This window comes from Ruegeria sp. F11, assembly GCF_056533855.1.
On record NZ_JBQFOW010000008.1, the window covers coordinates 216,638 to 236,510 of the forward strand.

Below are 19,873 nucleotides of genomic sequence, written 5' to 3' on the forward strand. Positions count from 1 at the left end.
GTTCCCAAAATATCATTGCCAAGTATACCGGTAATTTTAACTGCGACAAATGCGAGACCCTTTGGGATCAAACACTTGATCAATGAACATTTGGCTGGATTTCGGTCATACGACTGATAACTTGCCCACGCATCGGTTTTTAGCTGCAACATCTCTGTACAGAAAGTCTATTGGAGCGCGCTATTGGTCATTCCGTTTCACGTTCGGGAAATGCTGCAACGCATAAAAAGGCGATTTGACGCCGATCAGATACCTCAGCAGATGGCGCCCAGCGACGCCGAGTATTCGACATTGCGCCCCTCTCGCAAGCCGACCAAAGAGATGGTTGAACGCTTTTGGGGTAAGTTGAAACCTACGGCCAACGCAGAGGATCAAGACCAGATTGCAGATCCGGCGACCATTGAAGACGCCGAAATCTACGGGGCCAATATCGAGAATTTCATCGGGACGGTTAAGCTGCCTGTCGGGGTTATTGGCCCCCTGCGCCTGAACGGGATGAACGCAAACGGCGATTTCCATGTCCCTCTCGCCACGACCGAGGCAGCGCTGGTCGCATCTTATGCCCGGGGCGCTTACGCCACCACCCGGTCGGGCGGTGTCAGCACTGCCGTTTTGTACGAAGGTGTACTGCGTACACCGGCCTTTGTATTTGAAAGCCTGCTAAAGGCCGGGCAATTCGTGGATTGGGTGGTGACAAATGTCGACATGCTCCAGTCTGCGGCCGAAGCGACGACCCGTCATGGCAAGCTTGTATCACTGGAGCCGTTCATCGACACCAACGTCGTTTTCCTGATTTGCCGATATACCACAGGGGATGCGGCGGGTCAGAACATGGTGACCATCGCCACCGACGCTTTGTGCCACGCCATCGCGGATAGCTGCCCTGTCGCGATTGAAAACTGGTATGTCGAAGGTAATTTCTCGGGCGACAAAAAGGCCTCGGCTTTGGGTTTGATGACGGGGCGCGGGCGCAAGGTCAGCGCTTCGGTCACGCTTCCAACTGAGATTGTCGAGAAGACGCTGGGAACCACGGTTGAGGCGATGCTGGACTATGGCCGTGTCGCCAATCTGGGGGCGCATTTGTCGGGCCAATTCGGCGCGCAGGCGCACTATGCCAACGGGCTGGCGGCGTTCTATATCGCAACCGGACAGGACGCGGCCTGCGTTGCCGAAAGCGCAATGGGCGTCACGCGCATGGAACCAAGGGGCAACGATCTGTTCTGCTCGGTGACGCTTCCCAACATCCTTGTTGGATCAGTCGGCGGCGGAACCAGTTTACCAAGCCAGACAGCGGCACTGAATATACTTGGCCTCAGGGGCAGCGGGTGTGCCACGGCTTTGGCCGAGGTGGCCGCAGCCACATGCCTGTGCGGTGAAATCTCCATCGTCGCTGCGATCGCTGCGGGCCATTTTACCCGCGCGCATGAAAGTCTGGCACGCCACAGATGAGCATTCAGAACCGATTCTGGATTTACCAGTCCGAGCGATTTCCGCTGAAGAAAACCGTCCCTCTGCTGCTTGTGTTTTCCTCGGCCAGCATCTGCGTGTCTGCCCGACTGGCCGAACGCCCCCTGCCCGAGTGGCCCGCCTTTGCCGCCGGTTTTGTGCTCGCCATGGCGTTGTTCTTCCAGATGCGGGTCTGCGATGAGTTCAAAGACGCCGAGGATGACCGGCGGTACCGGCCGGACAGGCCGATCCCACGCGGATTGGTCTCATCAGGCGAAGTCTTGAGCCTGGGATTGCTAACCATCCCGCTTGCCCTCGCGGCGGCCTGGTTCTGGCACCCTCCCGTTTTGTGGCTGTTGGGGGCGGTCTGGATATGGCTCGCGGCAATGACGGTTGAATTCGGTGTCCCGGCCTGGCTGAAGGCCCGGCCGGTCCTGTATCTGCTAAGCCATATGGCCATCATGCCATTGATAGATCTTTTGCTGACCGGTCTTGAATGGTTTCCGGCAGGCGGGGCGGCACCCTCGCTGTGGCTGTTTCTGGCGTTGTCCTTCGTGAATGGCTGCGTCCTTGAGATCGGGCGCAAACTGTGGGCACCCGAAAACGAGATTGCCGGGGTCGACACCTATTCCACGCTATGGGGTCCGCGTCTGGCGGGACGAATCTGGGTCGGCTGCGTCCTACTGTCCTACGCGCTTCTTGTCGGCACGGGCAGCGCCACCGGAGTTGGCTGGCCAAGCGCCCTGATCGGCACATTGGCGCTGGTGCCCTGCGGGGCTGCCGCATTGCGCTACAGTCAGGCACCAACCGTGAAAGCCCAAAACAGGATGGACACAGTTTCCGGCCAGTGGGTGTTCTTCTGCTATGCCACGGCTGGTTTCCTGCCCTTCCTGATCGGAGGCGTTGCATGACTTTCATCATCGCCCAATCGGATGCCAACGATGTCTCGGTTGTCGGAGGTAAAGCAGCGGCCCTGTCGCATCTGACACAACACGGATTTTCCCCGCCCGCGTTCTTTGTCATCAACAACAACGCGTTTCGCATGGGGCAATCAGGACCCATCGCGCAAAAGGGCCTGAAATCGGCTGTAACCGCCGCGCTTGAAACACTCGGGCCCGGGCTATACGCAGTGCGCAGCTCTGGCCGGTCCGAAGATGGCCTGGACCACAGCCATGCGGGACAGTTCGAGTCGGTTCTGAACGTTTCGGGCAAAAATGTGATCGCGGCGGCCAAGCAGGTTTGGCAATCCGGTTTCTCAACGACGGTCGAAACCTATCGCGCGGTCAAATCCGGCGGCAAGGCCGAGACCCCTGCTATCATCGTACAGCGCATGGTCGATGCAAAGGCGGCCGGTGTCGCCTTTTCCGCCGATCCGGTCAGTGGTCGGCGCGATGTGGTCGTGATCTCGGCAATTGATGGGCTTGCAGAACAGCTTGTGTCAGGTGAAGCGGACGGAGAAGACTGGGTCATCGGTGCGGATGGCGCACCGGAAAGCGCGCCAGACACCCCCGCACATTTGACCGTGCCTGAGGTGCAATCCATCGCAGCCCTTGCCCGAAAGGCCGAAACGCTGTTCGGCCCTCCTCAGGACATCGAATGGGCCATTGATGCGCAGGGGCTTCATATTCTGCAAGCTCGCCCGATCACCACAACCCTGCGTTCTGCGCCGCTCGAAGATCAGACGCTGACCATTTTCGACAATTCCAATATCGTCGAAAGCTATCCGGGTATTGTCAGCCCGCTGACCTATTCCTTTGCCCTGCATGTGTATTCTCAGGTGTATCGCGCTTTCGTCAGGCTGTTGGGCGTGTCCCGGCACACAGTTGCCAAGAACCCAACTGTGTTTGACAATTTGCTCGGGCGGGTGGACGGGCGCGCCTATTACAATCTGATCCACTGGTATCGCGCGCTGGCGCTATTGCCCGGGTTTTCGCTAAACCGCGACTACATGGAAACGATGATGGGCGTTTCTGAACCGATGCCGCGTGAGGTCACGGACGCTCTTGCTCCGCCCCCAACCATCGGCTGGCGCAAGGTCGTGGAATACGCGAAATTGGCCAAGGTTGCGGGCGGCCTGATCTGGCAGGCCATCCTTTTGCCGCAGACCCGGCGCGGCTTCTACCGCAGGCTGAATGATATTTTGCAGACGGGGCTGGATGTGGATGCCTCGAATGCGACCGAACTGGCCGCAGAGTATCGTCGCATTGAAAGCACCCTGCTGGATCGGTGGGATGCCCCGCTGATCAACGATTTCCTGTGCATGATTGCATTTGGTGGCTCGCGCAACCTGCTGCAGAAGTGGCTGGGCGAGGACGGGTTGACCCTGCACAATGACCTCATGATCGGGCAAGGCGATATCGTTTCAGCGGAACCCGCGCAACGCATTGCCCGGATGGGAGAGCTGGTCCGGCAGGCAGGTCTTGCCGAGCCGCTAAAGGCCAGTGCGCATCTGTCGGTTTTGTCCGGACACCCCCAGATCGAAGAAGAGGTTGAAGCCTATCTTGAGAAGTTCGGCGACCGGTGTACTGAGGAACTCAAACTGGAAAGTGTTCCACTGAGCGACGACCCGACCAGCCTTCTGTTGGCGATTGCAGCCAGCGCCGAACGTCCCCCGTCCGCGTGTCAGGAAGGTGCTGAGCCGGACTGGAAGGCGTTGTTTCCGTCAAACCCTCTCAAACGGCATTTGGCCAAATGGATTTTGGGCTGGACCAAGGCGCGAGTGCGCGACCGGGAAAACCTGCGCTTTGAACGCACACGTATCTTCGGCTATGCGCGTCGAGTGTTTTTTGGCATCGGCCGGGAATTCGCCGCCCGTGATCTGCTTTCCTCACCTAAGGACATATTCTTCCTAACAACACATGAAGTTCTCGGAGCGGTCGAAGGCTACAGCCTGTCACCAGACCTGAAAGGCATCGCGGCGCAGCGCAAACACGAGGATGACGCCTCCTCTCGACGCCCCGACCCGCCGGAACGTATCGAAATCCGTGGCCCCGCCATCGCGCCGGTCTGGTCCGAAGACGTGGAAACAGAGGTAGACACTGCACGCGTGAAACACGGCACGGGCTGTTCTGCGGGGCAGACCAAAGCGCGCGCGCGAGTGATCCGCGACCCACGCACCGAAGCCCTGAACCCCGGAGACATTCTGGTCGCCCGCCACACCGACCCGGGCTGGATCGCCGTATTCTCGAACGCGTCAGCCATCGTTGTCGAACGAGGGTCGCTGTTGTCACATTCGGCCATCGTCGCGCGCGAGTTAGGCATCCCTTGCGTGGTCGGCCTGAAAGGCGCCACGAACTGGATCGAAGATGGCGAGGTGATCCGTGTAGACGGCGCAAGTGGCACTGTGGAGCGGTGCGATGGATAGCAGCGAGATCGAGACAAAAGCGGATTTCGACCATATCCGCTATGCCCAACTTTGGGAGGACGCAGATGTCCTCACCTCTGCCTTGGGTGAGTGTGCGGGCAAGACCTTGGCGTCCATCTGCTCGGCCGGGGACAATGCGCTGGCGATGCTGACACTCGATCCTTCGCGCATTGTAGTTCTGGACTTGTCACCATCTCAGATCGCCTGCCTCAAGCTTCGGGTCGCGGCCTATCAGGTTCTGACTCATTCCGAATTCATTGAACTCACAGGTTCGCGCGCAAGTACGCGACGGGGTGCCCTGCTGAACCGGGTTTTGGAGGCCACTGATGTCGAAACGCGCGCCTTCTGGAAGGCGCTGACCTCGGAGGTTGAAAGATACGGCATCGGCGGCGTCGGCAAGTTCGAGCGCTATTTTCGTATCTTTCGAACCTGGCTGTTGCCGCTCGTCCATTCTCGCCGGACCATTGACGCAGTGTTCACCCCCCGCTCGCCGACAGAGCGCCAGACCTTTTTTGACACGCGGTTCAACACGGTGCGATGGCGGCTTTTGCTAAACCTCTTCTTCTCGCGTTTCGTCATGGGACGCATGGGTCGGGACAGTGCGTTCTTCGACCATGTCGAGGGCAGCCCCGCCCAACATGTCGCCCGCCGTATCCATCACGCGGGGGTCACCACTGATCCCTCGCAAAACCCCTATTTGCACTGGATTCTCAAAGGCAATCACGGCGACGCACTGCCGATGGCCTGGCGCCCCGAACACTATGAGACGATCCGATCCCGGTTGGATCGTCTGGACATCCGCCTCGGATCACTGGAGACTTTTGTATCGACCGGTGAGAAAGCCAACGGTTTCAACCTGTCCGACATCTTTGAGTACATGTCCCCCGAGACCTTCCCTCAGGTCTACGGCTCTGTCCTGACTGCTGCTGAACCAAACGCCCGGTTAGTCTATTGGAACATGATGGCACCCCGGCGGGTTCCGCCAGAATACAGTGATCAGGTAAAAACCCTGACCGACATCGAAACGCAGCAGAAAGCCCGCGACATGGCGTTTTTCTATTCGGATTTCGTTGTCGAAAAGGTGCAGCCATGACTGTTATTGGGCAGATCCTGCTGGCGGCGGGGTCCGTGCTGGCTTTGATCGGAGTAATGATGGTCACACGCCATCTGGCCAAAACGGCGGGGTTGAGTGCCGAAGTACAGCGCAAACTAATGCATGTCAGCACCGGCCTCTTTGCTTTGCTTTTACCTTGGCTCTTTCCCGATCGCTGGCCGGTTTACATGCTGATTGCAGCCACGATCCTGGTGATGCTGGTGCTCCGCCTGCCCCGATTCTCTTCAGGTCTGGGCGCCACCCTGCATGGAGTGGAGCGTACGTCCTACGGTGACTTTCTGCTCGCTCTGTCGGTTGGGCTGTGCTTCCTGCTGGCTGGAGAAAACACACTGTTCTACATCCTGCCAATCGCCGTTCTGACACTTGCGGATGCCGCCGCTGCGCTGGCCGGGACCACCTATGGAACCAAACGCTACGTGGTGGAAGACGGCGACAAGAGCTTGGAAGGCTCAGTCGTGTTTTTTGTCGTAACGCTGTTGGTTGCGATCATCTGCTTCTTGTTCATGTCGAGCCTCCCACCGTCCAACATCATGATGTTATGCCTTATGGTGGCGGCCTTTGGCACATTGGTTGAAGCGCAAAGTTGGCGGGGGTTTGACAACCTGTTCCTGCCGCTCGGCCTGTTGATATTCCTGAACGGCCATTATTACAGCTCTTTGGCAGAGCTCGCTTTGTTGGCCGCAATGTTCTTCGCCGCCCTTGCCAGTTTCGGCGTGGTGGGAACCAAGCTGGGCCTGACCAAACATGCGACACGAGTGTATGTCGTTGCAGTTTTTCTACTGCTGGCTGCGGCAAAATTGCAGAACACGATACTGCCGATCATGGTCCTTGCCGCACACGGGTGGGCGCGCACCGCTTCTCCCTGTGACAGTAAGTATCCCGATCTGGATATCATAGCCGCCTTGGGGCTTTTGGGATTCGGTTGGCTTGCGGCTGGAAATGCAACGGGATGGGATGCAATTTCCTTCTTTGGATTAAGTACGATGGGGCTGGCCATGGGGCATATTGCAGTTGCGCTGCGTTCCAACCCTATCGCGATACCGCTTGCTGCGGCTGTTCTGTTTCTCATTCGGAATTGGGCAGTTTCCCAGAATTCTGAACAGTCAAACTGGGCCGAGCCGTTGACGGCTCTAGCCCTGTTCTCATTGTTTTGTACAGTCACAGTGCCGCTGGCCCGGCCACTCTGGTTCGAAAAAGACAGAGTGTTCAGGCTGACGCTGTTGGCCCTTGGCCCGCCCTTGCTTTACTACGTTTGGATCGTTGCCGGATTGCTTGGTGCGGGGTTCTTTGCCGGAGTCGCTTCATGACAAAAGAGACCATCAAAACAGCGGATGCAAAGCTGACCGTCTATCTTAACGGCCCAGAGTGGGAGGGCGTGCCCGCCGCAACCTTCGGCGATTTTTCATGCAAAACGCCCGAAGCCGGCGCTGAAATCCTGCGCAAAGGGATAGAGAGGGTGCAAGACGCGGGCCTCGATCGCATCATTGGTCCAATGTCGGGCGATACCTGGCACAGCTACCGGTTCGTCTCGGACAGCGACGGGTCCGCTCCGTTCCTGATGGAGCCCAGCAACAAACCGCATGAGCCCGAGGTGTTCCGGTCGGCGGGGTTTGCGGAGATCAGCCGGTACTTCTCGGCCCGGGTGCCGCTGCAGGCCGCCGACGGGTCGGCACCCCCGGAAACCGACGGGTTCGTGGTGGAAGAATGGGACGGAACAGACCCCGAGGCTCTGTTCCGTCAGGTCTTCGAACTTTCGACCCGGGCATTCTCAAACAACGCATTCTACAAGCCGATTTCTGAGACAGATTTTCTGGCCATGTATATGCCGTTTGTGCCGATGATGAAGCGCGACCTGATCCTGTTTGCGCGCCGCCGCGACGGGACACTGACGGGGTTTCTGTTCGGCATTCCCAACTATGCCGAAGGCCCCAATCCGAATTCTGCCATCCTGAAGACCTATGCCAGTCTCGAACCTGGTGTGGGGCGGCATTTGGCCTACAGGTTTCACAAGTCGGCATTCAGCATGGGATACGAAACCGCCATCCACGCACTGATCCATGATGACAACACTTCTGCCGACCGCAGCGCCGCCGAAGGCGCGAAGATCTTCCGGCGCTATAGCCTGCTTGGGCAGAAGCTGAATGGCTGATCTGCTGTCCCATTTCGCCGCTGCGGTTGAGCGGGCTCCGAACCGAACAGCCATCGTGGATGGCAAGGGGCGCCAGATCAGCTTTCAAGGCCTTCAGTCGCGCGTTCAGCACTTGGCCGGTCGATGGCAGGACAAGGGTATAAAGCCGGGGGATCGAGTGCTGATGGCCATGCCTGTCAACGCGGACCTCTATGCCAGTCTGGCCGCCCTGTGGTCCCTTGGCGCCACCGTTGTCTTGCCGGAACCGGCTATGGGACTGCCTGGTCTGCGCCACGCCGCCCGGACCACAAAACCAAAAGCTTTCTGTGCGGCCGGCGCATATTCGTTACTGAAGTTTCTGCTTCCCAGCCTTTGGACCCTCCCCCTACTGACGCCCGGCGAAGGCCACAGCACCCCAACGGTACACAAGGTGCAACCGGATGATATCGCCCTTATCTCCTTTACCTCCGGCACGACCGGTCAGCCCAAAGCCATCCCACGCTCGCACGCGTTTCTGATGGCTCAACACAATGCCATCGCGCCCCTCCTCGACAGTGGTAAGACCGAGCGCGATCTGGTCGCCTTTCCGGTGTTCACCCTGATCAATCTGGCGGCCGGGCGCACAAGTGTTTTACCGAATTGGAGACTCAGCAAGCTGAACCGTCTGTCGCCCGCGCAGTTGGAAAATTGGCTGCAGACGCAACAGATCACTCGGGCCCTGATCCCGCCATCGCTATGTGAAAGACTGGTTCGATCCGACGACACCGGGCCGCTGCACACGGTCTTCACGGGCGGCGGTCCGGTGTTCCCAAACCTTGTCGAAGCTTTGTGTAGCCAGCACCAGCTTTCCGTCATATGCGTCTACGGATCGACCGAAGCTGAACCGATTGCCCATCTCAATGCCAAGGAAATCTCGGTGGAGGATCACCGCGACATGGATGCCGGAAGGGGTCTTCTCGTGGGTTATCCAGTGCCCGGCATCATTCTCCGCATTCGTGACAACGAGATTCAAGTCGCCGGCGCACATGTCAATGAAGGGTATTTGGATCCAACTCACTCAAAGAAAAACAAAATCAAGGAAGGTGCAGTGGTATGGCACCGGACTGGTGACGCTGGTACTTTGGATGAGAACGGACGTTTATGGCTGTGGGGGCGGGTCGGGTCCGAAATTGAAGTCGCTTCAGGCCTGCTCTTCCCCTTTGCTATCGAAGTCGCAGCACGGCAATGGCCAGGCGTAGATCACTGCGCGTTTGTCAATTCGAAAGCAGGCCCCACACTTTGCGTCCAAGGATCCCCGGATCACCATGAGGATTGGTGTAAATCTGCGCTTGGTTTTGGCGTTCCAAATGTGATTTCGGTAAATAGTATTCCTATGGACAAGCGTCATGACTCCAAAGTCGATCGCGCGAAACTTAAACGTATCTTAGAGACTTAACGCAATACGGCTCAAAAGCCGCCGTGCTGCCCAAGCTTAGCGAGCCCATCGCTACGAGCGGTAGAAAGAGGACTGAGAATAGCAACGAGTACCTCAACTAAGTGTATACCATCAGGTGCTGTCAGACGAATTCGAACCGGTCTCAGTTTGCCGCGGAAACCGTGAACCTAACCGGAACAAAGTTGACGCCACTCAGCAAGAGCGGCGGTGCCTGTCATTTTGAAGATGCCTCGACTGGTGAGGGATCTTTCCTGATTGAAGTGATTGTAGACAGAGAAATGGACGGAAGCGAATTTCTGTAAACTTCGCATGCGCCTGAAACGCTGCATCGCGCGTTCGCGTCGTCGGAAAGGAAGGTGCGGATTCTCGGCGCGGTTGTTGAGCCACCTTCCCTTCTTTTGTTTTTCGAGCGCGCCAATTTCTCTGAGCGCAGCCTTGTAGGAAGCGAAGCGATCCGTGACGACGTTTTCCGCTTTACCGTGTCGCTTGATCAATTTCTTGAGGAATTTCAGTGCTGCAGCTTTGTTTCGGCGTTTGGTAACAACGGCTTCCAGCACCTCGCCCTCGTGATCAACAGCTCGCCAAAGATAATGCCGCTTGCCATTTACCTTCACGAAAACCTCGTCCACGTGCCACTTCCATTTGGAGAACGCGCGCAGCTGCTGAACACGCTTTCGTCTGATCTCAGCAGCACACATCGGGCCAAACCTGTTCCACCAATACCGGACAGTTTCGGGGCTCACGTCGATGCCTTGCTAGTGCAAAAGATCTTCGACATTCCGAAACGACAGAGGGAACCGGACGTACAGCATCACCGCCAGGCGGATGATCTCGGGACTAGTTTTAAAGTATTTGAAAGAGGCAGGTCTGGTTATGGGCAAAAACTGCGCAACCGCCCTGCCCCGCTCAAGCAAAGTTCTTCTGACCAGGCCGCTCCGAGATTAGAAACGCAATCCAATTGCTATGCTGTTTCAAACAAAGCACCGGAAAGCGCATGTTCCGAAAGGGCTCCTGGCGCACCAATCGCTACGAGCCTAGTTTCAGGTTTTCGGTCGCCCCAGGCTCCATCTCTCGCGATGTCCATGCGTTTTCCGACGACCTGTACAAGGATGCGATGATCTGGATCGTCCTTGCTGAAGACAAAACCCTTGAGACGATAGACGTTTCCCGGAAGCTTCCTGATTGCAGTGCGAAGAGAAGACAGGCTTATCGGTCGTTCAGCTTTCATCATAGTCGTTGAAAAGCTGTCCGAATGATCAGAGTGATGGCAACCACAGCCAGGCCCATGTTCATGAAGATCTGGTATTTCTGTTTCCAGTTGCTCGGCGGCAAAGCGACCAACCGAAAGTAGGATGTCCAACGGGACGTCCGCCTTGACCGCTTCAACCAAACGATACCGACGAAAGCGACTGCCAAGCCAATCGTGCACTTTCCGAACCGTTTCCTTGTCGACAAGGTCAACCTTGTTCAGAATAACCATGTCGGAAAACGCGATCTGCCGAAGCTTCAGTTCCATTTGTTCCGGCGCGGCAAACAATTGTTCCGCATCGACCAGACACATAAGGCTGTCCAGGCGGATCATGTCCCGGAACTTGTGATCCGTGAAAGTCATCGCGATTGACGACGGGTCTGACACGCCACTAGCTTCAAGGACGATGTATTGTGGTTTCTCAGGCCGGGCGAGAACGGCTTCGACCGTTTCGATCAGGTCATCGCGGATCGAGCAGCAAACACAACCATTCGCCAGACTCATCACATCATCTTCAAGGCCGACTACAAGATCAGCATCGACATTGATGGATCCAAAATCGTTGACCAGAACTGCCACCCGCAATCCGTGATTCCCCGTCAGGATGCGGTTCAAAAGCGTTGTCTTACCGGCCCCAAGAAAGCCGGTAAGGATCGTGACAGGGATCGCGGACTTAGAACCGAATTCGATCATGCTATCACTCCGACTTCTTCTTGCGGTTCGGGATGACGTCATCAACTTTAATGACGAAATCGCTGGGCCATTCGGGATCGGGAGCCCGGAATACATCAACGGGGTAGTATTCCTTGGGATCAATCTCCATGTCGCGGTATTTCTGGTCTTGCTGTTCTGCGCGTGATGACCGCGGTGCTGGCGGCTTGATTTCATCCGGCAACGTAATCCGGCCCTCGGCTTCCATCTTGCCCAATTCGCGGAACGGTGCGACGGAACCGGATTTTCCTGGTAGTGTCGCCTTGCGATACCAGATTGCATCCTTGGTGACGTTGACGACGGCGACATCCAATCCCCAGGCGAACAACCCGTCGTAATGGGCGCGAATACCCGCCAGCATCTCGGCATCGATATCCTCGTCTTGCGTGTAGTGGGTCACCATTGCCAGCCGCGGGCGCGCCTCTGCCATCATCTTACCAACAGCGTAGTGAGAAGTATGGTGCGTATCGATTGTGTAGTTGAACAGCTCTTGCGGCAGACCGTATTTGTAGGTCATGAGCTGACCGATATCCTGACCGGACATTTCTGTCACAAACACGTCGACGCCTTTACCGTATTCAAGACTCAGTTCATCTGGACGGCCATCGCCAGTCCAAACAAAGCTCAGGCCATTCCAATCCAGCCTATACCCGACAGCACCGTCCTTGGCGTGGCTACGCGGCCATGACCGAACAGTCACACCATCTTCGTCATAAACGATGCCGCCTTCCTGACGGAAATCGAATTCGTTGACTTCGATCTCATAACCGTCCCCGATTGGGAACACATCGAAAGCTTCAAGATGCCATTTGAGCATCTGTTGCATCCCTTTGACCATTCCCGCCGTTCCAAGCTCGGGCGTCCGACCAGACGGGCCGTGAATGCGCAGCGGTGTGTATCCTCCGGACCAGGCCCGGAACGGGTAGATGTAAGGGATGTCGGCATAGTGATCGACGTGCAGGTGGGTAATGAAGATATCATTGATCAACTGACCGGGGACCTGCATTCCGATGATATTGCGGACGCAGCCTGACCCGAAATCAAAGAAGAATCGTTTTCCGTTGCCCAACTCGACCATAATGCAGGTGCCCGCCTGATCTTCACGAGGAGGAAACGGGGTGGAACCACAGAATGAAATCCGCATTTCATCGGGCCCGAGTTCCTCGGAAAGCGGGAAGTAGTTGGCGTTCGAACCTGTCATGTACTTTGTGGGCCGAAAATACTCCGGCAGCGTGATGCCGCCCGCAGGCCTGCCGCCGTATGGGTTCTTGAGACTTTCGCCCAGCGGTCCATCGCCCTGGTGCGCCTGCGCTTCGCCTGAACCGTAACTTACCGCCCCCGTTGCAACCGCTCCTGCTGCCAACCCCTGCATAACGTGACGCCGGGACGGGTTTTCGATCTCATCAGACTTCTGAATCTGTTCGTTCTTTCGATCTTTGCCGTTGTCTTCGTTTGCCATGGCCATACCCTCAATTGGAAATGCTGCGGGGACTACGCCTCACCATCCGGCGAAGCTCGTTCACGAGTTCAGATCTGATTTGGGTCCATTCCGCGCGCTCTGAGGCTGTGACGGATCCGTCATCCAACAGCTCAGACACCTTCTTCAGGTCTTCGATGACCTCGCTGAGTGAGGCATCCAGTTTGATACGCCCTGAAAGCGCGTCTGAAAGCTCTGGAATCTCTTCGCTCAGGTCTGCCGTCACTGGATAAATCCCGGTTCCCACTATCTATTCTCAAATCAAGATGAGTGCGGTTGACGGAAAAGGCCAAGTGAGTCACCGTGAGTTGGGGGTGAGTTTGCGTTGACAAAAGCAAAGGAAATACCAATAGATCAACACGTTGGGCAACCGTCACCTGAACTTGTTAGGGAAGCCCTCAAGCGAGTTGTATCGAGCGGTGAGTTTCAAGCTTCGCCCCGTCTCCAGCAGTTTCTTACATACGTAGTCGAGGAGGCTATCGCGGGTCGAAGCGCTCAGATTCGCGGAAAGGCCATCGCAGTCGAGGTCTATGGGCGGCGCATCGATGGCACTGGTGGGCAAAACCTTGTGCGCGTAGAAGCCAGGCGACTGCGGCGTTTGCTACGTGAGTTCTACGAAGATCACTGGGACGGCACAGGTGTTCGCATTTTCATTGATCCCGGCGGGTACAAACCGCGATTTTCGCACCAACCTGCCCTTGAAGACCGCGCATCAGGTGTTTGGAGCAGCGATGGGTCCGGTAGACAGAGGCGTTCTTTGCAACTGATCTCAGCTGGACTGGGTTTCCTTGCAGTTGTCGCTGGGCTTGGCATCTGGATGAGCCCGGAAGACAGGACGGTTTTGCCAACGACTCAATCCATCGAACAAGCTGAGCGTGCGGCACTTGGTGAGCAATCTTTGACCAGGCTTCAAGCGGTTAACCTTGCGGATCAGGCCCGCGGCATGTTTTTCCCAGTCTTTGATGTAAAACGTCAGCAAATTGCACTGGGAATGTTCCAGCATGCGATGGAACTCGACCCGGCATTGTCTGACGGCTATGCCGGGTCAGCGCAAGTCCTGGCGATTCTGGCTGTACTGTCGCCAGATGAAGTGCAAAGGGATGATCTGTTCAGCCAAGCCTCCGAGATGTCTGGAAAAGCGCTTGAATTGTCCCCTACTGATGCATGGGCAAACGGCGCAAATGCTTGGGTGTTGGCTACCAAAGACCAGCCAAACGAGGCACTGAAGTACGCAAGAATGTCAGTCGAACTGGCGCCGAAGAATGGCCATATTCTCGACCTTGCAGGCATTACCGCCATCTTGGCCAACGCCCCGGAACTTGCTGCCGAGGTCAGCAATCCGGAGAGACCCAGATCAGGATCCGGCCGGTTTGGTGCAAGAAACATCTGGGGCGTATCGCAACTAATGCTCGGGAACTACGAAAATGTTGTTGAAGCCTTTCAAGGCGCACCAGCTGCGGGAGCGCCTATCAGCGCTCCTTCGCTTTTGTTCCAAGCCGTTGCGCACGATCAGATGGGAAATTCAGAACAAGCACAACAGCTCGTTGTTGAAATGCGCAAAACGTGGCCGGAGTTTCCATCGGAGTTTCTCGCCTACAGGATTTTCCCAAACGACAGCACAACGGGGAATTTGATACTGGAAACACTCAGCAAATTTTGACAAACAGCTGATAAAAACGGCAACGCTTTGGGACTAGAAGCGAACCTTTTAACTAGCTATGGAGGTTAACTTGCAAAACAAACCCTAGTCCTCGCGCCTTGATTGGCCGATGTCAGCCTCTTGCGGACCTTCACCCCATGGTCTCCCTGCTCCGGTGCGGCCCGTTGAACCTGCCGTTCGCTGCATGCGCAAAATCAAAGGCTGCCTAAACTTACGAAATGCGGGCAGAGCGCCATTCCGCCGCGACTGCGCCAATGGCTGCTTTCGGCCCAGAGCTGCCGTTCACCGGTAGTCTTCGTCGCTGCGGTGCGGACCGCCAGACCGGACTTTCGCTGCGCTGCCGAAATCCTGACCCATTAGAATTCACGCATCGCGGGACTTTGCTGCCGTTGGTCAATAGCATTCAAAAAGCTGCTCTCGGCACCTAAGCGGAACTTCGGCAATTCTACCGAGCCTAAGAAAACGACCGACGTTTGAGCCAGAAATGTTTCAGTTACAGGTCTCCCTTTGCCCCCCGTCATCTTGCCCCCCGTCATCGACGATGGCCCAGCCCCGCCTGAGCGGCAAAAGACGCTGGACAACGAGGTAACAGCCCACACGCTGGACTTCATCGACCGCGCAGTCGATGGCGATATGCCTTTCTTTGTCTGGATGGCACCGGCGCGGGCGCATGTCTGGACCCATCTGAGCCCGGAATACGAAGCCATACTGGGCGAAGGGCGCGGTTTGCAGGATGTCGTGATGAAAGAACTGGACGACAACGTGGGCAAAGTCATGGCCCGGCTTGACGAACTGGGCGTCTCGGACAACACGATTGTCGTCTTTACATCTGACAACGGCCCCGAAACCATGACCTGGCCCGATGGCGGAACAACCCCGTTCCATGGCGAGAAAGGCACAACCTGGGAAGGTGGCTTCCGCGTCCCCGCCATCATTCGCTGGCCGGGAAAAGTCCCGGCCGGAACCGTGAGTAACGGTATTTTTGCCGGTCTTGACTGGATGCCCACCCTTGTTGCCGCCGGAGGACTCGAGGATCTGACCGGATCATTGCTGGAGGGTTACGAGGGCTATCAGGTGCATTTGGATGGGTACAACCAACTGCCTTTCCTGACTGGCGAGGGCGAGAGCAACCGGGATGAGATCATCTAATACGAAGGCCCCGACCTGCAAGCTATCCGCCATGGGGACTGGAAAGCACATTTCACGATCCAAACCGAAGGGTGGGCTGGCCCCAAGGAGGAACTGAACGTCCCCCTCCTGTTCAATCTACGTCGCGATCCCTACGAAAAAGCGGCCGAAGAGTCGGGTATGTATACACGGTGGATGGGCAACAAGATGTGGGCATTTGGTCCTGCTGCCAAGATCGTCCAAAACCACCTGTCTACGTTCAAAAACTATCCTCCACGGGGTTCGGACGTAACCAACCAAAGCTATGTTGAAGAACAGATTTCGACCGAAGGCGGGGTGGCACAATAGAAATCAACTCACGGGAGGCACCAATCCTTGCCTACCGATCCTTACAAGTGCTTGCGGGACTCACCTGCTGACGAAGATCCGCTTATGCACCATATTGTTATTTGGGCCCACCGCAGCATCGGGCAAAGTGGGCTCTTCAGTCTTATTCGCCGTTAACCAAGCCAAACCATCCGTGGACCAATGGCCAGGTTGAGCGCATGAACCGCACGATCAAGGACGCAACCGTCAAACGATACCACTATGAGAGCCACGATCAGCTTCGCACACATCTGGCCGACTTCCGTGATGCGTACAACTTCGCTCGTCGCCTCAAGACGCTCTCTGGTCTCACGCCCTACGAATACATCTGCAAAATCTGGACATCAGAACCAAATCGATTCATCCTAAGTCCCATCCACCAGATGCCGGGACTGAACACCTAACCCTTTGGTTGCCAACCGGCTTGTTCCATAGCTTCTCCGAGGTCTTCCCCATATTCCGGTTCTACGAACAATCTTTGAAATAGCAGATCCACGCGACTCTCGGGCCAATCGCGCGAGAGCTTACCCACGAGGGCCTGTGCCTCACTTTCATTGCCCAGCATTTGATGAGCTGCCATCAGATAAGCAACGGACACAGGGCCGACGGGGCCGCCTTTTTCGGTCACCTTCTCAAAGGCCGCTATAGCGCCTTCGAAATCCTTCAGATGGAATTTCGCCGCGCCCATCGCGTTCTGAAACACATAACCTCGATCAAGATCTATTTTTGATAGCGCCTCTTCGCTGATCGCCACAACTTGTTCAAACGAACACGAATAGAGCAGGATTAGCGACACGAACTCCAACACATGGACGTCGTTTGGTGCCAAACGCCGTGCCCTGTTCGCAAGCTCGATAGCTTCTGGCCAATTTCCTTTCGCAAATTCAACCCAGGCTTTTGCGGATTGGCTCCAACCCGTTTCTGGCGCCAGCTCAATTGCTCTGTCGGCTTCTCCGTCAGCGTAGCGTAGCATACCCTCGGTCTGATCGGCGTTCGGTGTCACCAGCGCTATCATCGCGGCAACCTGCGCAGCCCCTGCATGACCTCCGAAATAGCTGTCGTCGTTGTCAATTGCCCCTTTGAATATTGTCAGGGCTCCGTTCAGACGTGCGGGCTCCAACGCTGGAAAGATTAAGTCGCGGCCCGAGTGGGCTAGGTTCACGGCCTGAAGTCGCATGGGGGATGCATCAAATATGGCGTTGCGCTCATCTAGGCTTAGGCCATCAACCGACAAGTTGGCCGGAGTTTCACGCTTTATCGATATCAATGTGATGGCCGCAGCGCCGCAAAGGAGAACGAAAACTCCTGCAATCCCAATGACCGGGCTAGGCCAGCCGCGCGGCTTGGTTTTTGGTTCAGGCTGCTCGGGCGACTTGAATGATATCTCCGGCGCATAACCTCCCTTTGGCAGATCGAATACAGTGCTTTCGTCGCGCCCATCTTTGGCATAGTATTCATCCAGCTTGCGACGTAGACGACCAGCGTCCACCCGCACCACGTTTTCACGACGTTCCATCTCGGACAAAGTTCCGCCGTAGACATCCATGGCGATGGTTTTTGCGCGGATCTCATCGGCCCTGCCGTCGAGCGTTTCCTCAACCACATAGACAAGAAAGTCCTGCAATCGCTGTGAACCCGCGAAAGTCGAAGACTTGACAAGCCGCCGAAGGGCAGCCCGCACATCCTTGGCGGCGGGATCGCCGCCCTCATTCAAAAGGGGTGATGTGCTTTTGGATAATTCCATATTTTCCGCAAGTTACGTCGATGATTATACCGTATTATGCCCCGGTAAACCTTTTGTGAGAAGTGAATTCGATGAACAATTCGGGGAATCTGTTGATCCATCGAACGAGCTATCGAATTTGGAAGGCTACAATCTTGATACCCTGTTTCCTGAGCATCAAGCCGCGATTGCGGACCTACGACGGGCGGACACGGTATTCGATGAGATCTGCCGGGACTATCAACTTCTCAGCGACGAGTATCTCACCATGAACTCTGCTCCGGGAAGCCAATCATACCAGTTCGCCTGCGACATTCGCGAAACCCTTGATGGTCTTCGGGATGAAATCGCCCATTCGTTGCGACGCGCAGGAAAGATGTAGTTCAAAAAATGGGGAAGGGATGCCAATGAGATCAGTTTTGAAAACCGCCTCGGCCATGGCGCTGATGGCAGGCGCGAGCTATGCTCAGGACGCGGCTATCATTCATGATGGAGAATTCGAGTTTCTCCGCGCGCAGTTTGGCGAGCAATGGGACGCTCAGGATACGGAAATCGAAGCGAAGCTTACAGAGATCCGTGATGCCAATGGCGGCAAGCCACCCAATATCCTCTATATCCTGATCGACGACGTGAGCTTCGGTCAGATGGGCAACCGCACGATGAACTACGTCACAGGTTTCGATACGCCCAACATCAACGACTTTGCCACGGAAGGCTTGTCTTTGATGAGAATGTACACTGAGCCGTCCTGCACACCGACACGAACAGCGATGCTCACCGGTCGTCATCCCGTGCGCGCGGGTGTCGAAGAGGTCAAGGTTGCGCTGGTTGGCGAAGGTCTTGCGTCTGAGGAGGTCACGATTGCCGAAATCCTGAAGGAAGAAGGGTACAACACTGCACATGTAGGCAAATGGCATCAGGGCGATATTGAACAATCCTACCCTCATAATCAGGGGTTTGATTGGGCCGCCTTTCCCTTGCATCAGCAGGTTCAGCTCAGTCTCATGACACGGGATGCGATGGTTGCCAACAACATGCTTGGATACCATGCGTCGGGCCAATCCAACCAATTTCAGCTGGACCAGCGGTTCAAACCTTACGGTCTGGTAACCGGCGTTGAAGGTGAGGCGGGTGGACTTGCCCGCGAAGTCGACATGGCGCCGGGCGAGGAATGGACGCAGGCAAAATACGAAGAAATGAACCTGCGCTATCAGCGTCAAGCATTGGAACAGCTAGAGCACCTGGCCTCGCAGGAGGACCCGTTCTTCATGCAATACTGGCCGCTTTATCCACTGAACTTTGCCTACCCCGATGAGGCCGTTTCCCGTAATGGTGGCTTCCATGCCGACAAGTTGCAGGTTCTGGACGGCTGGATCGGTGAAGTTCTGGCCAAGCTTGATGAAACTGGCAAGGCAGACAGCACCGTCGTCATGATCATGGCTGACAATGGCTTGATGTATCACTACGAGGGGACATCTGGCCTGAACCAGCTGATTTATCGCGGAGGCAAGACCCAGCACCTGGAAGGCGGCGTGCGTACGGATGCCTTTATCCGGTGGCCCGGAGTAATTGAGCCCGGAAGCGCGGCAGGCGATATCGTGCATGTCTCGGATCTGTTCACCACCTTTGCCCGGATTGCAGGCGCGACTGACCGTATTCCGCGCGACCGTGTGATTGACGGTATTGACCAGACTGCGCTGCTGCTTGAGGGCGAAGGCAATTCGCGCCGCGACTATGTCTATGTTTACGAAGGGCCCGTGCTACGCTCGGTGGTCAAGCAAGAGTTTAAGATGCATCTGCCAGCCCCCGGTCAGCCTGGCGCGGCGGCTCCAGTGTTCAATGTCTATCGCGATCCACGTGAAGAACATCCCCTTGTCGGGTATTCACTGTGGTCCGGAGCTTCCTTCCAGGACATGGTCAAACGCCATCAGAAAACCATTGCCAATCACCCGCATCTGCCACTTGGAAAAGGTGTTCCCTATGAAGGGATCGACAACCTTCGCCCTGAAAGCGAATTGACCCGGGAAGTGTTTTCCAGCTGGCAATGACGAAACTGAGACGGCGATGGAAAC

At 56.3% G+C, this 19,873-nt stretch carries 15 protein-coding genes and 3 pseudogenes; 13 read left to right on the plus strand and 5 right to left on the minus strand.

The window, feature by feature from the left end; all coding sequences use genetic code 11:
- Positions 1–261 precede the first annotated feature (261 nt).
- From ACR0NJ_RS12735 to ACR0NJ_RS12765, 7 genes are read left to right on the plus strand one after another with little or no spacing between them, the layout of a single operon-like run.
- On the plus strand, positions 262–1,449 hold the full coding sequence (locus tag ACR0NJ_RS12735; RefSeq protein WP_480817508.1) for a hydroxymethylglutaryl-CoA reductase: 1,188 nt from the start codon (positions 262–264) through the stop codon (positions 1,447–1,449).
- Positions 1,446–2,357, plus strand: a complete 912-nt coding sequence (locus tag ACR0NJ_RS12740; RefSeq protein WP_480817509.1) for a UbiA family prenyltransferase — start codon at positions 1,446–1,448, stop codon at positions 2,355–2,357. The genes ACR0NJ_RS12735 and ACR0NJ_RS12740 overlap by 4 nt, the downstream gene beginning before the upstream one ends.
- A complete protein-coding gene (locus ACR0NJ_RS12745) occupies positions 2,354–4,810 on the plus strand; it encodes a PEP/pyruvate-binding domain-containing protein (protein WP_480817510.1) in 2,457 nt (818 codons plus the stop codon). The genes ACR0NJ_RS12740 and ACR0NJ_RS12745 overlap by 4 nt, the downstream gene beginning before the upstream one ends.
- On the plus strand, positions 4,803–5,903 hold the full coding sequence (locus tag ACR0NJ_RS12750; RefSeq protein WP_480817511.1) for a BtaA family protein: 1,101 nt from the start codon (positions 4,803–4,805) through the stop codon (positions 5,901–5,903). The genes ACR0NJ_RS12745 and ACR0NJ_RS12750 overlap by 8 nt, the downstream gene beginning before the upstream one ends.
- Positions 5,900–7,231 (plus strand): hypothetical protein, encoded by a 1,332-nt coding sequence (locus ACR0NJ_RS12755; RefSeq protein ID WP_480817512.1) that lies wholly within the window; start codon positions 5,900–5,902, stop codon positions 7,229–7,231. The genes ACR0NJ_RS12750 and ACR0NJ_RS12755 overlap by 4 nt, the downstream gene beginning before the upstream one ends.
- Positions 7,228–8,073 (plus strand): hypothetical protein, encoded by an 846-nt coding sequence (locus ACR0NJ_RS12760; protein WP_480817513.1) that lies wholly within the window; start codon positions 7,228–7,230, stop codon positions 8,071–8,073. Before ACR0NJ_RS12755 ends, ACR0NJ_RS12760 begins: the two co-directional genes overlap by 4 nt.
- The gene (locus ACR0NJ_RS12765) at positions 8,066–9,487 is read left to right on the plus strand and encodes an AMP-binding protein (protein ID WP_480817514.1); all 1,422 of its coding nucleotides are present in this window, start codon (positions 8,066–8,068) and stop codon (positions 9,485–9,487) included. The genes ACR0NJ_RS12760 and ACR0NJ_RS12765 overlap by 8 nt, the downstream gene beginning before the upstream one ends.
- 167 nt (positions 9,488–9,654) lie before the next feature.
- Here the strand turns inward: ACR0NJ_RS12765 and ACR0NJ_RS12770 are convergent.
- The 4 genes and pseudogenes from ACR0NJ_RS12770 to ACR0NJ_RS12785 form a co-directional block, all read right to left on the minus strand.
- Positions 9,655–10,362, minus strand: a pseudogene (locus ACR0NJ_RS12770) (IS6 family transposase).
- A gap of 86 nt (positions 10,363–10,448) precedes the next feature.
- Positions 10,449–11,429: a CobW family GTP-binding protein gene (locus tag ACR0NJ_RS12775; RefSeq protein WP_480817515.1), complete on the minus strand. Its 981-nt coding sequence runs from the start codon at positions 11,427–11,429 to the stop codon at positions 10,449–10,451.
- A 4-nt stretch (positions 11,430–11,433) separates the two neighbouring features.
- Entirely contained in the window at positions 11,434–12,906 is a 1,473-nt protein-coding gene (gene gntH / locus ACR0NJ_RS12780) for a guanitoxin biosynthesis MBL fold metallo-hydrolase GntH (protein WP_480817516.1), read from the minus strand.
- A gap of 10 nt (positions 12,907–12,916) precedes the next feature.
- On the minus strand, positions 12,917–13,150 hold the full coding sequence (locus tag ACR0NJ_RS12785) for a hypothetical protein (RefSeq protein WP_480817517.1): 234 nt from the start codon (positions 13,148–13,150) through the stop codon (positions 12,917–12,919).
- 99 nt (positions 13,151–13,249) lie between these two features.
- Between ACR0NJ_RS12785 and ACR0NJ_RS12790 the strand changes: the two genes are divergently transcribed.
- The 4 genes and pseudogenes from ACR0NJ_RS12790 to ACR0NJ_RS12805 all read left to right on the plus strand — a co-directional run.
- Positions 13,250–14,584, plus strand: a complete 1,335-nt coding sequence (locus ACR0NJ_RS12790) for a tetratricopeptide repeat protein (protein ID WP_480817518.1) — start codon at positions 13,250–13,252, stop codon at positions 14,582–14,584.
- A 507-nt stretch (positions 14,585–15,091) separates the two neighbouring features.
- The gene (locus tag ACR0NJ_RS12795; RefSeq protein WP_480817519.1) at positions 15,092–15,733 is read left to right on the plus strand and encodes a sulfatase-like hydrolase/transferase; all 642 of its coding nucleotides are present in this window, start codon (positions 15,092–15,094) and stop codon (positions 15,731–15,733) included.
- 12 nt (positions 15,734–15,745) lie between these two features.
- A pseudogene (locus ACR0NJ_RS12800) lies at positions 15,746–16,060 on the plus strand (arylsulfatase); the annotation flags it as partial.
- A gap of 152 nt (positions 16,061–16,212) precedes the next feature.
- Positions 16,213–16,482, plus strand: a pseudogene (locus tag ACR0NJ_RS12805) (integrase core domain-containing protein); the annotation flags it as partial.
- Here the strand turns inward: ACR0NJ_RS12805 and ACR0NJ_RS12810 are convergent.
- Entirely contained in the window at positions 16,479–17,822 is a 1,344-nt protein-coding gene (locus ACR0NJ_RS12810) for a tetratricopeptide repeat protein (protein ID WP_480817520.1), read from the minus strand. The pseudogene ACR0NJ_RS12805 and the gene ACR0NJ_RS12810 overlap by 4 nt on opposite strands.
- Between ACR0NJ_RS12810 and ACR0NJ_RS12815 the strand changes: the two genes are divergently transcribed.
- On the plus strand, positions 17,809–18,183 hold the full coding sequence (locus ACR0NJ_RS12815; RefSeq protein WP_480817521.1) for a hypothetical protein: 375 nt from the start codon (positions 17,809–17,811) through the stop codon (positions 18,181–18,183). The genes ACR0NJ_RS12810 and ACR0NJ_RS12815 overlap by 14 nt on opposite strands.
- Positions 18,143–19,849 (plus strand): sulfatase-like hydrolase/transferase, encoded by a 1,707-nt coding sequence (locus ACR0NJ_RS12820; protein ID WP_480817522.1) that lies wholly within the window; start codon positions 18,143–18,145, stop codon positions 19,847–19,849. The genes ACR0NJ_RS12815 and ACR0NJ_RS12820 overlap by 41 nt, the downstream gene beginning before the upstream one ends.
- The last annotated feature ends 24 nt before the right edge of the window (positions 19,850–19,873 follow it).

What these genes read in the sequence shown, in the direction of transcription:
- ACR0NJ_RS12735 (WP_480817508.1), top strand. Translation starts at nt 262, where the DNA reads ATGGCGCCCAGCGACGCCGAGTATTCGACATTGCGCCCCTCTCGCAAG.
- ACR0NJ_RS12740 (WP_480817509.1), top strand. Translation starts at nt 1,446, where the DNA reads ATGAGCATTCAGAACCGATTCTGGATTTACCAGTCCGAGCGATTTCCG.
- ACR0NJ_RS12745 (WP_480817510.1), top strand. Translation starts at nt 2,354, where the DNA reads ATGACTTTCATCATCGCCCAATCGGATGCCAACGATGTCTCGGTTGTC.
- ACR0NJ_RS12750 (WP_480817511.1), top strand. Translation starts at nt 4,803, where the DNA reads ATGGATAGCAGCGAGATCGAGACAAAAGCGGATTTCGACCATATCCGC.
- ACR0NJ_RS12755 (WP_480817512.1), top strand. Translation starts at nt 5,900, where the DNA reads ATGACTGTTATTGGGCAGATCCTGCTGGCGGCGGGGTCCGTGCTGGCT.
- ACR0NJ_RS12760 (WP_480817513.1), top strand. Translation starts at nt 7,228, where the DNA reads ATGACAAAAGAGACCATCAAAACAGCGGATGCAAAGCTGACCGTCTAT.
- ACR0NJ_RS12765 (WP_480817514.1), top strand. Translation starts at nt 8,066, where the DNA reads ATGGCTGATCTGCTGTCCCATTTCGCCGCTGCGGTTGAGCGGGCTCCG.
- ACR0NJ_RS12775 (WP_480817515.1), bottom strand. Translation starts at nt 11,429, where the DNA reads ATGATCGAATTCGGTTCTAAGTCCGCGATCCCTGTCACGATCCTTACC.
- gntH (WP_480817516.1), bottom strand. Translation starts at nt 12,906, where the DNA reads ATGGCAAACGAAGACAACGGCAAAGATCGAAAGAACGAACAGATTCAG.
- ACR0NJ_RS12810 (WP_480817520.1), bottom strand. Translation starts at nt 17,822, where the DNA reads ATGGAATTATCCAAAAGCACATCACCCCTTTTGAATGAGGGCGGCGAT.
- ACR0NJ_RS12820 (WP_480817522.1), top strand. Translation starts at nt 18,143, where the DNA reads ATGAAATCGCCCATTCGTTGCGACGCGCAGGAAAGATGTAGTTCAAAA.